Here is a 13034-nt window from a genome sequence, read left to right as displayed (position 1 = left end):
ATGCTGTTTTCCAGCAAGGGCAAGCACCGTCGTCCCTCCAAGGCCACCCGGGCCATCGCGCTCGCCGGAGTCACCGGTGCCGCCGTGGCCGCGCCGCTGATGGCCGCGGGCAACGCCTCCGCCGCCACCGCCTCCGAGTGGGACGCGGTCGCGCAGTGCGAGTCCGGCGGCAACTGGTCGATCAACACCGGCAACGGCTTCTACGGCGGCCTGCAGTTCACCAACTCCACCTGGGCCGCGTACGGCGGCACCGCCTACGCCTCGCGCGCCGACCTGGCGAGCAAGTCGCAGCAGATAGCCGTCGCCGAGAAGGTCCTCGCGGGCCAGGGCAAGGGCGCCTGGCCGGTCTGCGGCAAGGGCCTGTCCGGCGCCTCGTACTCGGGCGACACCAGCTCCTCCTCGTCCTCTTCCTCCTCGTCGGGCAACGACTCCGGCAGCAGCTCGAAGAGCAGCGGCTCGTCCGGGAGCAGCGCCGCCGGCCGCTCCACCGAGCAGCAGAGCGCCAACCGCTCCGCCACGCGGCCGGCTCCGAAGAAGACCGTCACCACCCCGACCGGCAAGAAGGTCGCGAAGGGCGACGGCGAGTACAAGGTGGTCGCCGGCGACACCCTCAGCTCCATCGCCGCCGCGCACCACGTCCAGGGCGGCTGGGAGAAGCTGTTCCGGCTCAACAAGGACATCGTCCAGGACGCCGACCTCATCTACCCGGGCCAGCAGCTGCACCTGAAGTGACAGCAGGCCGCGGGCCCGCTCACCGGCCCCGCCCCGGCGTGAGCGCCACCATGGTGGCGTCCACACGGGGCTGACCCCCCGTCCCCACGGGCTCCCCGCCCCGGTGCGTTCTCCCCCGTACGCACCGGGGCGGGGCTTTTTCACCTTCTGTTCCCGGCCCCGTCACCGGCCCCTTTGTTCCGTGCTGGAACAATGTGTAGCGTCACCCTGTCCACGGGACGGTCGGTCGGCCGGTCGGCGCCCCGGGACGGTTAGGCTCTAGCCGCAAGGCACACCTGCCCCGCACTTCAAGCGTCACATCCACGAAGGAGATGCTCGTGCCGTCCATCGACGTCGTCGTAGCCCGGGAAATCCTGGACTCCCGAGGCAACCCCACGGTCGAGGTCGAGGTCGGCCTCGACGACGGCAGCACGGGTCGTGCCGCCGTCCCGTCCGGCGCCTCCACCGGCGCCTTCGAGGCCATCGAGCTGCGCGACGGTGACCCGAACCGCTACCAGGGCAAGGGCGTCGAGAAGGCCGTCCTCGCCGTGATCGAGCAGATCGGCCCGGAGCTGGTCGGCTACGACGCCACCGAGCAGCGGCTGATCGACCAGGCCATGTTCGACCTGGACGCCACCGACAACAAGGGCTCCCTCGGCGCCAACGCCATCCTCGGCGTCTCGCTCGCCGTCGCGCACGCCGCCTCCGAGGCGTCCGACCTCCCGCTCTTCCGCTACCTGGGCGGCCCCAACGCGCACCTGCTGCCGGTGCCGATGATGAACATCCTGAACGGCGGCTCGCACGCCGACTCCAACGTGGACATCCAGGAGTTCATGATCGCCCCGATCGGCGCGGAGTCCTTCTCCGAGGCCCTGCGCTGGGGCGCCGAGGTCTACCACACCCTCAAGAAGGTGCTGAAGGCCAAGGGTCTGGCCACCGGCCTCGGCGACGAGGGCGGCTTCGCCCCGAACCTCGGCTCCAACCGCGAGGCCCTGGACCTGATCCTCGAGGCCATCAAGGAAGCCGGCTACGCCCCCGGCGAGCAGATCGCCCTGGCGCTCGACGTCGCCGCCTCCGAGTTCTACAAGGACGGCAAGTACCTCTTCGAGGGCAAGGAGCGCTCCGCCGCCGAGATGACGGAGTACTACGAGGAGCTGGTGGCGGCCTACCCGCTGGTCTCCATCGAGGACCCGCTGTTCGAGGACGACTGGGCAGGCTGGAAGGTCATCACCGACAAGCTCGGCGAGAAGGTCCAGCTCGTCGGCGACGACCTGTTCGTCACCAACCCCGAGCGCCTCGCCCGCGGCATCGAGGAGGGCACCGCCAACGCCCTGCTGGTGAAGGTGAACCAGATCGGCTCGCTCACCGAGACCCTGGACGCCGTCGAGCTGGCCCAGCGCAACGGCTTCAAGTGCATGATGTCCCACCGCTCCGGCGAGACCGAGGACGTCACCATCGCCGACCTGGCCGTCGCCACCAACTGCGGTCAGATCAAGACCGGTGCCCCGGCCCGCTCCGAGCGCGTCGCCAAGTACAACCAGCTGCTGCGCATCGAGGAGATCCTCGACGACGCCGCGGTGTACGCCGGCCGCAGCGCGTTCCCGCGCTTCAAGGGCTGAGCGAGCCAGCAAGCCGCTCGGCCCGGCGGGCGAGCGGCCCGAGCAGGCTGACCGGCCCGCGCCGCCGCCGCGCGGCACGGGCCGCAAAGAGGTCAAGAGGTCAAGATTCAGCCAGTCGTACGTACGTCCCCGGACGCGGTCCCGTACCGTGTCCGGGGACGTACGCACGTGTGAACGGACACGATCGGGAGGCGGAGACGATGGCCGTGCGGGACCGGGACCGGTTCTCCACCGCGACCAGGCTCAGGCTGCTCGGCGAGCAGACCGCCGCCCGCGTCTACCGCTCCCAGACCCGGCGCCAGGCGCGACGCTCCCGGCTCACCGGGCGCGCGGCGCTGCTGGCGCTGGTGGTCTGCTCGATGGTGGTCGCGCTGGCGTACCCGATGCGGCAGTACGTCTCCCAGCGCGAGGGCATCGCCGATCTGAAGCGGCAGAAGCAGCAGGCCCAGCAGCGGGTCGAGCAGCTGCGCGACCTCAAGGCGCGCTGGCAGGACGACGCGTACGCCGAGCAGCAGATCCGGCAGCGGCTGCACTACGTGATGCCCGGTGAGACCGGCTACACCGTGGTCGACCCGGGCCCGGTCAAGCAGTCCCGCGCCGAGCAGGGGACGGCCCGCCGTCCCTGGTACACCAATGTCTGGTACGGCGTCGACAAGGCCGACGCCGGCCAGTGAACGGATGAGAAAGACAGGCATGCAGACCCCTCCGCCGCCCACCGAGCGCACCGAACCCACCGACGCGGACGTCGAGGCCTTCAAGCAGCAGCTCGGGCGGCCGCCGCGCGGACTGCGCGCGATCGCGCACCGCTGCCCGTGCGGACAGCCGGACGTCGTGGAGACGGCCCCGCGGCTGCCCGACGGCACCCCCTTCCCGACGCTGTACTACCTGACGTGCCCGCGCGCCGCCTCGGCGATCGGCACGCTCGAGGCCGACGGCGTGATGAAGGAGATGACGGAGCGGCTGGCCACCGACCCGGAGCTGGCGGCGGCCTACCGGGCGGCGCACGAGGACTACATCCGGCGCCGGGACGAGATCGAGGAGCTGACCGGCTTCCCGAGCGCCGGCGGCATGCCGGACCGGGTCAAGTGCCTGCACGTCCTGGTCGCCCACTCGCTGGCCGCCGGTCCGGGCGTGAACCCGCTCGGCGACGAAGCCCTCGCGATGCTGCCCGAGTGGTGGCGCAAGGGCCCGTGCGTGAGCCTGCCGGCCGGTGAGGGATGCGCCACGGAGACGACGGAGGAGGGCAAGTGACCAGGGTCGCCGCCATCGACTGCGGTACGAACTCCATCCGTCTGCTGGTCGCGGACGTGGACCCCGAGTCGGGCGAACTCGTCGACCTGGACCGGCGGATGACGATCGTGCGGCTCGGCCAGGGCGTCGACCGCACCGGCCGGCTCGCCCCGGAGGCGCTGGAGCGCACCTTCGCGGCCTGCCGCGAGTACGCCGAGGTGATCGAGCGGCACGGCGCGGAGCGGGTGCGCTTCGTGGCCACCTCCGCCTCCCGGGACGCGGAGAACCGCGACGAGTTCGTTCGTGGGGTGGTGGACATCCTCGGCGTCGAGCCCGAGGTGATCTCCGGCGACCAGGAGGCGGAGTTCTCCTTCACCGGCGCCACCAGGGAACTGACGGGGCGTGCGGATCTCGCCAAGCCGTTCCTCGTCGTGGACATCGGCGGCGGCTCCACCGAGTTCGTCGTCGGCGAGGACCGGGTGCGCGCGGCGCGCTCGGTGGACGTGGGCTGCGTCCGGATGACCGAGCGTCACCTGGTGCGCGACGGGGTGGTGAGCGACCCGCCCACCGAGGACCAGATCGCGGCGATAAGGGCCGACGTCGAGGCCGCGCTGGACCTCGCCGAGGAGACGGTCCCGCTGCGCGCGGCGCGCACCCTGGTGGGCCTGGCCGGCTCGGTGACGTCGATCGCCGCGATCGCGCAGGACCTGCCGGAGTACGACTCGGAGCGCATCCACCACTCCCGTGTCTCCCGCGACCGGGTCCGCGAGATCACCACCCGCCTGCTCCACTCCACGCACGCCGAACGCGCCGGGATCCCGTCCCTGCACCCCGGCCGCGTGGACGTGATCGGCGCGGGCGCCCTGGTGCTCCTGGCGATCATGGAACGCATCGACGCGGAAGAGGTCGTCGTCAGCGAACACGACATCCTCGACGGCATCGCCTGGTCCGTGGCGTAGTCGCGGCGTCCCCTTTTCCGCTCAGCGTCTGTTTCGTGGCTTTCGGCCCGGTGTACCCGGATACCGCAATTCCGGACGAAGGGTGACGAGACATGATCACCAGGGAACAGATCGCGAACGTGCTGAACCATCCGGTCCACGACGGCGACGGGAACAAGATCGGTGAGGCCAAGCACGTCTATCTGGACGACGTGACCGGGCTCCCGGAGTTCGTGACCGTCAGGACGGGCCTGTTCGGCACGCACGAGACGTTCGTGCCCACCCGGGAGGCCTCCGTGGTGCGGGACCACATCCAGGTGCCGTACCGCAAGGACAAGGTCAAGGGCGCGCCGCACATCGACGTGGACGCGGGCGGTCATCTCTCGGAGACCGAGGAGCACCGGCTGTACGACTACTACGGCCTGGACTGGAACGACGCCCGCCGCGGCCGCACGACCCCCGGAGCCGCGGGCACGGCCGGCACGGACACGACGACCACCGGCACGGGCACCGGCGCCGGCTTGGGTGCAGGCACCGGCACCGGCGTGGGCACGGGCGTCGGCATCGGGGCCGGTGCCGCGGCCGGCGGGGCCGGTCCGGCCGACGCGGCGGCCCGGGGGCGCGCGAGCGAGCGCACCACCGAGCGCACCACCGAGCACGCCACCGGGCGCACGACGGGGCGGACCGGTGAGCGGGCCGGCGGGTGGACCGGGGAGCGCGCCGCCGAGCGCGGGGAGCGGTCCCGCCCCGGCCCCGGCACCGGCACCGGCTTGGGTACGGGCACGGGCACGGGCCGCGACGACGCCATGACGCGCTCGGAGGAGCGCCTGCACATCGGCGTCGAGAGTCGCGAGGTGGGACGCGCCCGGCTGCACAAGTACGTGGTGACCGAAGAGGTGGAGCAGACGGTGCCGCTGCGCCACGACGAGGTGCGCGTGGAGCGCGAGCCGATCACGGACGCCAACCGCGACGCCGCCCTCGCCGGCCCGGAGATCGGTGAGGCCGAGTACGAGGTGGTCCTGCACGAGGAGCGCCCGGTGGTGGAGACGGAGACCGTGCCCGTCGAGCGCGTCCGGCTGACCACCGAGGAGCACATCTCCGAGGAGACGGTGCGGGCCCGGCTGCGCAAGGAGCACATCAAGGGCGAGACCGAGGGCTTCGACGAGACCACGCGCGGCACGGGGGACGTGGGTGACGTCGGTTCCCGGCGCGGCAGGGGGGACCGGGACGACCGGGGCGACATGGGCCGGGGCCGCCGGCTCTGACCCCCGGCTCCGGCCTCCGGCGGCCGAGGGGCGCGACCCCGGGGGCCGAGGGGCGCGGGCGCCGCGCGCGCGGGCGGCGGCCGGTGACGCCTGTCTCTTTCCCCGGTTCGCTCTACCGCACCGGGGCTACCGGCGGGTAACCTCCGCTGAGCAGTGACGGAGTCGTTTGAGCGGGCTCGCGGGCGCCCTCGGTGCCACTGGTCGACGGCCCGTCGGAAAACTTCGTGAAGTTCTTCACAAGGAAATGCCCCCGGCGGGGCGGCGCGGGGCCCTCTACCGCCCCGTACGGAGGCGGAACGGGCTCCGGACGGCGCTCGGCGGAGCGTTCGCGACGGATTCCGCAAGGGCCGAACGTCCCCCTCCGAAAAGGCCCCGCGGACCCGGAGCGGCAGCTCATGCGGCCTTGACAACGGTCGTAAGCGGACGCCGGTTCCCCTCCGGTCGCGTGCCGTCCGCCACAAGGGCCGCGGAGTTTAACACAGGCCCTTCCGAACCTTGTGAAGGGGCGCACGAGGTGCCCCCCTCGGACGGGTGGATACTCGATGCCATGAGCACCACGGAGCGTCCCAGGATCCTCGTAGTAGGCGGTGGGTACGTAGGCCTGTACGCAGCTCGGCGCATTCTCAAGAAGATGCGCTACGGCGAGGCGACCGTCACGGTCGTCGACCCCCGGTCGTACATGACCTACCAGCCCTTCCTCCCCGAAGCCGCCGCCGGCAGCATCTCCCCGCGGCATGTCGTCGTCCCGCTGCGACGCGTGCTCCCCAAGGCGGAGGTCCTCACCGGCCGGGTCACCACCATCGACCAGGACCGCAAGGTCGCCACGATCGCCCCGCTGGTCGGCGAGGCGTACGAGCTGCCTTTCGACTACCTGGTCATCGCCATGGGCGCGGTCTCCCGCACCTTCCCGATCCCCGGCCTCGCCGAACAGGGCATCGGCATGAAGGGCATCGAGGAGTCCATCGGCCTGCGCAACCACGTACTGGAGCAGCTGGACAAGGCCGACTCCACGACCGACGAGGAGATCCGCCGCAAGGCGCTCACCTTCGTCTTCATCGGCGGCGGCTTCGCGGGCGCGGAGACCATCGGCGAGGTCGAGGACATGGCCCGCGACGCGGCCAAGTACTACAAGAACGTCTCCCGCGAGGACATGCGGTTCGTCCTCGTGGACGCCGCCGACAAGATCCTCCCCGAGGTCGGCCCCAAGCTCGGCCAGTACGGCAAGGAGCACCTGGAGAGCCGGGGCGTGGAGATCTACCTCTCCACCTCCATGGACTCCTGCGTCGACGGCCACGTCGTGCTGAAGAACGGCCTCGAGGTCGACTCCAACACCATCGTGTGGACCGCGGGCGTCAAGCCCAACCCGGCCCTGGCCCGCTTCGGCCTGCCGCTCGGCCCGCGCGGCCACGTGGACTGCGAGCCCACCCTCCAGGTCAAGGGCACCGACTACATCTGGGCCGCCGGCGACAACGCGCAGGTGCCCGACCTCGTCGGCCGCAAGGCGGGCAACGAGAACGCCTGGTGCCCGCCGAACGCCCAGCACGCGCTGCGCCAGGCCAGGGTCCTCGGCGACAACGTGGTGTCCGGCATGCGGGGCTTCCCGCAGAAGGACTACAGCCACGCCAACAAGGGCGCGGTCGCGGGTCTCGGCCTGCACAAGGGCGTCGCGATGATCGTCATGGGCAAGATGAAGATCAAGCTCAAGGGCCGTCTCGCCTGGTACATGCACCGTGGCTACCACGGTCTGGCCATGCCGACCTGGAACCGCAAGATCCGCGTCTTCGCCGACTGGACCCTCGGCATGTTCCTCAAGCGCGAGGTGGTCTCCCTCGGCGCCATGGAGAACCCCCGCGAGGAGTTCTACGAGGCCGCCAAGCCCGCGCCGGTGCCCGCCGCGAAGACGGAGGAGAAGGCCAAGGCCTCCTGACCTCCCGGGCGCCCTGACCCTCCCGGGTCTCCCGGCCGCCCGTCGGTCACCGTTCGAACCGCTCGATCCGAAGGACCTCCCGCCATCCGTGGTGCGGGAGGTCCTTCGGCGTTCCGGACACGGCCGCAAAGTGAGTGGCCGCTGCAACTACTTTGCCCAGTCGTAACCCGCTTGCGGGACTGTGCCGAGGGCGTCCCGGTGTTTACGTGGTGGATGACATTCCGGCGTCCGTCGTCACGGAGGTGTGTGCGTCATGCCCGATGCCGCGTCGCGGCTCACGACACTGCTCGAACAGCTGCTGGAGACCCCGCTGCCGGTGCGCGTACGCGCCTGGGACGGGTCCGAGGCGGGACCGCCGGGGGCGCCGACGCTCGTCGTCCGCAACCGCCGCGCCCTGCGCCGGCTGCTGTTCAAGCCCGGTGAACTCGGCCTGGCCCGCGCCTGGGTGGCCGGCGACCTGACCGTCGAGGGCGATCTCTACACCGCCCTCGCCCTGATGTCCGGGCTTGTCTGGGAGCGCGGGGAGGACGCCCGCGGCCTCGGCGCCCTGCTGCGCGATCCCCGGGCGCGGGCCGCCGTACGCGGCCTGGTGAAGCTGGCCGGGCCGCCGCTGCCGCCCGCCCCGCCGCCCGAGGAGGCCCGCCGCCCCGGCCACCTGCACACCCGGCGCACCGACAGACGCGCCATCAGCCACCACTACGACGTCGGCAACGACTTCTACGAGATCGTCCTCGGCCCGTCGATGGTGTACTCCTGCGCCTACTGGCCGGCCCCCGGACCGGACGCCACCCTCGAACAGGCGCAGTACGACAAGCTCGAACTCATCAGCCGCAAGCTCGCCCTGAAGCCCGGTCAGCGGCTGCTGGACGTCGGGTGCGGCTGGGGCTCCATGGCCGTCCACGCCGCCCGCGAGCACGGCGTGAGCGTCGTCGGCGTCACCCTCTCCCAGGAACAGGCCGTCTACGCCAGGAAGCGCGTCGCCGACGAGGGCCTGACCGACAAGGTGGAGATCCGCGTCCAGGACTACCGGGACGTGACCGACGGGCCCTACGACGCGATCTCCTCCATCGGCATGGCCGAGCACGTCGGCGCCGCCCGCTACCTGGAGTACGCGAGCGACCTGCACGCCCTCCTCAAGCCCGGCGGACGGCTGCTGAACCACCAGATCGGCCGCCGCCCGCAGCGCGACGAGTCGGAGTACCACGTGGACGAGTTCATCGACGCCTACGTCTTCCCCGACGGCGAGCTGGCCCCGGTCGGCACCACCGTCACCCAGCTGGAGCGGGCCGGGTTCGAGGTGCGCGACGTGGAGTCGATCCGCGAGCACTACGCGCTCACCCTGCGCCGCTGGGTCGCCAACCTGGAGGCCGACTGGGACCGCGCGGTACGGCTCACCAGCCCCGGCCGCGCCCGGGTGTGGCGGCTGTACATGGCGGCCTCCGCGCTCGCCTTCGAACGCAACCGCATCGGCGTCAACCAGGTCCTCGCCGTGAAGACCCCCGAGTCCGGCGCCTCGGGCATGCCGCTGCGTGCCCGTACCTGGGGCACGCCGGACGCGTAGCCGCGGGAGACGTGCGAGGGGCCCGTTCCGCCACCGGAACGGGCCCCTCGCACGGGTGCGCCGCGACTACTCGGACTTGATCGCCTGGAGCATGTTCAGCCGGGCCGCGCGCCGGGCCGGCCACAGCGCGGCCAGTACGCCGACCAGCCCCGCCAGCAGCAGGAACACGGCCATCCGCCCCCACGGCAGCACCAGTTCGTACGTCGCCATCTTGGCGCCCAGCAGCTCACCGGCCGCCCAGCCGAAGAACACGCCGAGACCGATGCCGAGGACGCCGCCGAACAGGGCGATCACCAGGGACTCCAGACGGACCATCCGCTTGATGCCCCGGCGGTCCAGGCCGATCGCGCGCAGCATGCCGATCTCCTGGGAGCGTTCGAAGACCGACATGGCCAGGGTGTTGATGACGCCGAGGACCGCGACGATCACCGCCATGGCGAGCAGGCCGTAGAGCATGTTCAGCATCAGGGTGAACATCTGCGCGATGCCGTTGGAGATGTCCTTCTTGTCCTGGACCTGGATCGCCGGGTTGTCGCCGAGCGCCTTGACCAGCTTGTCCTTGGTGGCCTCGGACGCGCCGTCGGCGGTCTTCACCATGACCTGCATGTCGGTCGCCTCGCTCTGGTGCGGGGCGAGGACGGCGTTGTCGAGCATGATCCCGCGGATCATGTCGTTGCCCTCGTAGACGCCGGCGACGGTGAGCTTCTGCTTGCCGCCGTCCTCGTAGGCGACGGTGAAGCCGGACCCGGCGGTCCAGTGGTGGTCCTCGGCGGTCCTGTCGTCCACGACCACCTTGTCGCCGCCGACCGTGAACGAGCCGTCCTTGACCGTCAGGTCCGTCAGCTCGCCGATCGCGGCGCCGTTGACGCCGGTCAGGTACTCGGTCTCGTCGTCGATGCGGGAGGGCGCGTCGCGCAGCGGGCTGAGGGCGGTGACGCCGTCGGTGGCCTTCAGCTCCTGCTCGACGTGCGGGGACAGACCGTTGCCGTTGGCCATCGACACCACGTAGTCGGCGCGGATCGCGGAGGAGGCCATCTTGTCGATCGCGTGCTGGAGGCTGCCCGCCATCACCGTCATGCCGGTGATCAGGGTCAGGCCGATCATCAGCGCGGACGCGGTGGCCGCCGTACGGCGCGGGTTGCGCACCGAGTTCTGCCGGGCCAGCTTGCCGGACACCCCGAACGCGCGCAGCACCGGGGTGGTGGCGGCGATCAGCGGCCGGGACAGCAGCGGGGTCAGGATGAACACGCCGATGATCAGCAGCACGGCGCCGAGCCCCATCGGGGCCTGGGCGGAGTCGGTGTCCATGGAGGTGGCCGCGAGGACCACCGCGACGCCGCCGGCCGCGAACAGCGCGCCGAGGGTGTTGCGCAGCACCAGCGACTTGGCGGTGGCCTGCGCGTGCACGCTGCTCATCGCCGCCACCGGCGGGATCTTCGCGGCGCGCCGGCCCGGCAGCCAGGCGGCCAGCATGGTCACCAGGACGCCGACCGCGAGCGCGGCGACGACCGTGCCGGGCGTGACGACCAGCGGCCCGTCCGGGACGGTGGCGCCGAACGACCCGAGCAGGGAGCGCAGTCCGGCGCCGATGCCGATGCCGGCCAGCAGACCGGTCACGGCGGCCACCGCGCCCACCACGAACGCCTCGATCAGCACCGAGCGGGTGACCTGCCGGCGGGAGGCGCCGACGGCGCGCAGCAGCGCGAGTTCCTTGGTGCGCTGGGCGACCAGCATGGTGAAGGTGTTGGCGATGATGAACGTGCCGACGAACAGCGCGATCCCGGCGAACACCAGCAGGCCCTGCTTCATGCTGCTCATCGACGAGGCGATCGTCTTCGCCTGGTCGTCGGCGAGCTTCTGACCGGTGGTGGTCTCGGTCGTCCCCTTGGGCATCGCCCGGTCCAGCTGCGCCTTGAGCGCCGACTGGCTGGTGCCGGCCTTCGCCGCCACGTCGATCTCGTCGTACGTGCCCGGCTTGCCGAACAGCTTCTGCGCGGTGGCCGTGTCGAACAGGGCGAGGCTGCCGCCGGCGGCGACGTTGCCGTCGTCGGTGGTGAAGACGCCGCTGACGGTGGGAGTCAGGACGGGGCCGTCGACGGAGACGCGCACGGTGTCGCCGACCTTGTAGCCGGCCCGGCGGGCGGTCTCGGAGTCGATGAGGATCTGGTTCGCGCCGTGCGGGGCGGCGCCGGAGAGCAGCGGGTACCGGGGGTCCTTCGCGCCCCAGTAGTTGCCGCCCTCGGACTGGAAGCCGTTGCCGATCAGCTTGCCGTCCTTGTCGGCCAGCGCGGTGAAGCCGCGGACGACGCCGACGGCGGACTTCGCGCCCGGGACGCGGGCGCTGCGCTCCAGCATGTCCTGGGTCAGCTCGGGGCTCTTGCCGACCCGGTCGCCCTCGCTCTTCTGGTACTTGGCCTCGACGGCTACGTCGACGTGGTCGAAGCCCTTGGCGGAACTCTTCTGGAACGCGTCGGAGATGGTGTTGGTGAAGACCAGGGTCCCCGACACGAAGGCCACGCCGAGCATCACGGCGAGCACGGTCATCAGGAGCCGGGCCTTGTGCGCGAGGACGTTGCGCAAGGCGGTGCGGAACATGGGGTGTCTCAGTTCAGGTGAGGTGTACGAGGGCGGGGGGCGGGGGCGCTGCGCACCGGCGGGAGCGGTCCGAGCGGCTGGAGCGACCGGACCGACCGGACCGACCGGACCGGCCGGCGCGGTGGGCACGGGCGGCGCACCGGGACCACGGGGATCACCGGGGTTACCGGGATCAGCTGGTGCGCCCCTTGGCGTCGAACTGCTTCATGCGGTCCAGGACCGCGTCCGCCGTGGGCCCGTACACCTCGTCCACGATCCTGCCGTCGGCGAGGAAGACCACCCGGTCCGCGTACGCCGCCGCCACCGGGTCGTGGGTCACCATCACCACGGTCTGGCCCAGCTCCCGCACGGAGTTGCGCAGGAAGCCGAGCACCTCGGCGCCCGAGCGGGAGTCGAGGTTGCCGGTGGGCTCGTCACCGAAGATGATCTCCGGCTTGGAGGCCAGCGCGCGGGCGACGGCGACGCGCTGCTGCTGACCGCCGGACAGCTGCGAGGGCCGGTGCCCGAGCCGCCCGGACAGCCCGACCATGTCGATCACCGAGTCCAGCCACTGCCTGTCGGGCTTGCGGCCGGCGATGTCCATGGGGAGCGTGATGTTCTCCAGCGCCGTCAGCGTCGGCAGCAGGTTGAACGCCTGGAAGATGAACCCGATCTTGTCCCGGCGCAACCTGGTGAGCTGCTTGTCCTTCAGGGAGCCCAGCTCGGTGTCGCCGATGCGCACCGACCCGGAGGAGAAGGTGTCCAGCCCGGCCACGCAGTGCATCAGCGTGGACTTGCCGGACCCGGACGGGCCCATGATCGCGGTGAACTCGGCCTGCGCGAAGTCGACGGAGACCCGGTCGAGGGCGACCACCTGGGTCTCGCCCTGTCCGTAGATCTTCGACAGATCCGTGGCGCGCGCGGCCACGGTGGTGGTCCGGCCGGCGATGGAGGAGGTGGTCACGGGTGGGGCTCCTGACGGGACGACGATGTTCTCGGGGACGGGTTCCATCGTCCCGTCGGATCAGACCCGCGGCGTCAGCCGCTGTTCCGGTTCCCGGGGGCGACTCGGGTCGGACGGGGGAGGCCCCCTGTCATCCCCAGGTATGACGGCGGCCCCGAGAGCGGCTCGGGGGGGTGGGGGTGGGACTCGGGGGGTGGGGGTGGGACAGGAGGCGCGGGACGGGCCGGGCGGGCGCGCGCCGGGGC

10 protein-coding genes are annotated in these 13034 nt (G+C 71.5%); 8 read left to right on the top strand and 2 right to left on the bottom strand.

Features of this window, described 5'->3' with window-relative positions:
• From AB0N63_RS29285 to AB0N63_RS29250, 8 genes are all read left to right on the top strand, one after another.
• On the top strand, positions 1-732 hold the full coding sequence (locus AB0N63_RS29285) for a transglycosylase family protein (protein ID WP_365533443.1): 732 nt from the start codon (positions 1-3) through the stop codon (positions 730-732).
• 311 nt (positions 733-1043) lie between these two features.
• Positions 1044-2330, top strand: a complete 1287-nt coding sequence (gene eno, locus AB0N63_RS29280; protein WP_365533441.1) for a phosphopyruvate hydratase — start codon at positions 1044-1046, stop codon at positions 2328-2330.
• A 200-nt stretch (positions 2331-2530) separates the two neighbouring features.
• On the top strand, positions 2531-3004 hold the full coding sequence (locus AB0N63_RS29275) for a septum formation initiator family protein (RefSeq protein WP_365533486.1): 474 nt from the start codon (positions 2531-2533) through the stop codon (positions 3002-3004).
• A 19-nt stretch (positions 3005-3023) separates the two neighbouring features.
• Positions 3024-3581, top strand: coding sequence for a DUF501 domain-containing protein (locus tag AB0N63_RS29270; RefSeq protein ID WP_365533439.1), 558 nt, complete (start codon positions 3024-3026; stop codon positions 3579-3581).
• Positions 3578-4519, top strand: a complete 942-nt coding sequence (locus tag AB0N63_RS29265; protein WP_365533437.1) for a Ppx/GppA phosphatase family protein — start codon at positions 3578-3580, stop codon at positions 4517-4519. Before AB0N63_RS29270 ends, AB0N63_RS29265 begins: the two co-directional genes overlap by 4 nt.
• A gap of 92 nt (positions 4520-4611) precedes the next feature.
• Positions 4612-5763, top strand: a complete 1152-nt coding sequence (locus tag AB0N63_RS29260) for a PRC and DUF2382 domain-containing protein (protein ID WP_365533435.1) — start codon at positions 4612-4614, stop codon at positions 5761-5763.
• Positions 5764-6310: 547 nt separating this feature from the next.
• Positions 6311-7690: an NAD(P)/FAD-dependent oxidoreductase gene (locus AB0N63_RS29255; protein WP_365533434.1), complete on the top strand. Its 1380-nt coding sequence runs from the start codon at positions 6311-6313 to the stop codon at positions 7688-7690.
• 253 nt (positions 7691-7943) lie between these two features.
• Complete coding sequence (locus tag AB0N63_RS29250; RefSeq protein ID WP_365533432.1) at positions 7944-9251, top strand: cyclopropane-fatty-acyl-phospholipid synthase family protein; 1308 nt, start codon at positions 7944-7946, stop codon at positions 9249-9251.
• A 66-nt stretch (positions 9252-9317) separates the two neighbouring features.
• On the opposite strand, the gene AB0N63_RS29245 is transcribed toward AB0N63_RS29250, so the two are convergent.
• Together AB0N63_RS29245 and AB0N63_RS29240 are read right to left on the bottom strand one after the other, a co-directional pair.
• On the bottom strand, positions 9318-11846 hold the full coding sequence (locus tag AB0N63_RS29245; protein WP_365533430.1) for an FtsX-like permease family protein: 2529 nt from the start codon (positions 11844-11846) through the stop codon (positions 9318-9320).
• 172 nt (positions 11847-12018) lie between these two features.
• On the bottom strand, positions 12019-12789 hold the full coding sequence (locus AB0N63_RS29240; protein ID WP_365533428.1) for an ABC transporter ATP-binding protein: 771 nt from the start codon (positions 12787-12789) through the stop codon (positions 12019-12021).
• Positions 12790-13034 lie beyond the last annotated feature (245 nt).

It is taken from the genome of Streptomyces sp. NPDC093260 (genome assembly GCF_040683715.1).
Lineage (GTDB): Bacteria > Actinomycetota > Actinomycetes > Streptomycetales > Streptomycetaceae > Streptomyces > Streptomyces sennicomposti.
This window is presented reverse-complemented; position numbering and strand designations above follow the sequence as displayed.

Coding starts and splice junctions, on each gene's coding strand:
- AB0N63_RS29275 (WP_365533486.1), top strand. CDS start 2,531: ATGGCCGTGCGGGACCGGGACCGGTTCTCCACCGCGACCAGGCTCAGG.
- eno (WP_365533441.1), top strand. CDS start 1,044: ATGCTCGTGCCGTCCATCGACGTCGTCGTAGCCCGGGAAATCCTGGAC.
- AB0N63_RS29285 (WP_365533443.1), top strand. CDS start 1: ATGCTGTTTTCCAGCAAGGGCAAGCACCGTCGTCCCTCCAAGGCCACC.
- AB0N63_RS29260 (WP_365533435.1), top strand. CDS start 4,612: ATGATCACCAGGGAACAGATCGCGAACGTGCTGAACCATCCGGTCCAC.
- AB0N63_RS29255 (WP_365533434.1), top strand. CDS start 6,311: ATGAGCACCACGGAGCGTCCCAGGATCCTCGTAGTAGGCGGTGGGTAC.
- AB0N63_RS29245 (WP_365533430.1), bottom strand. CDS start 11,846: ATGTTCCGCACCGCCTTGCGCAACGTCCTCGCGCACAAGGCCCGGCTC.
- AB0N63_RS29250 (WP_365533432.1), top strand. CDS start 7,944: ATGCCCGATGCCGCGTCGCGGCTCACGACACTGCTCGAACAGCTGCTG.
- AB0N63_RS29270 (WP_365533439.1), top strand. CDS start 3,024: ATGCAGACCCCTCCGCCGCCCACCGAGCGCACCGAACCCACCGACGCG.